Here is a 502-nt window from a genome sequence, read left to right on the forward strand (position 1 = left end):
CAGAAGCCGTTCAAGGAGCGATTCCCTGCCCGGAAGTCGGCGGCCTTGCGGACGCTCGCCGCCAATCTGCGCAGGTTGCGCAAGGATCGCGGCTGGAGCCAGGATGCGCTGGCGGCCGAAGCCCGCATCGACCAGAACGCCGTCAGCCTGATGGAAAACCGGCGCTCAAACCCGACGATCGTGGCGATCGAAAGCCTCGCCAAGGCGCTCAAGGTGCCCGTCGCCGAACTCCTGACGCCAGCGAAGACTCCGAAGACGACGCGATCGGTGAAGGCTGACACATGACTATTCCGGAAAAGAGAACTTCGGCGACAAGATCGTAGGCGCATCAGTCCGGGCCGCCAGCACCCCTTTCCGAGCGGGCCAACCGGCCGCGGACTTGCGCGCCGAAACCTAAATTAGGGCGTGCGGATGGATGGGCGATGGGCCATATCGATCCGGACATGCAGAGGTGGCTGATGGCCAGGACGAACTCCACAGCGATCGATTCAGCAACGGAGCT

The 502-nt window shown here is 63.5% G+C and carries 1 protein-coding gene; it reads left to right on the top strand.

Annotation, left to right across the window (positions count from 1 at the left end; all coding sequences use genetic code 11):
* Positions 1-285: helix-turn-helix domain-containing protein (locus tag D1614_RS25445; RefSeq protein ID WP_206610237.1), on the top strand; the 285-nt coding region annotated here is incomplete at its 5' end.
* Positions 286-502 lie beyond the last annotated feature (217 nt).

Source organism: Maribellus luteus, assembly GCF_003576475.1.
Taxonomy (GTDB): Bacteria; Bacteroidota; Bacteroidia; order Bacteroidales; family Prolixibacteraceae; genus Draconibacterium; species Draconibacterium luteum.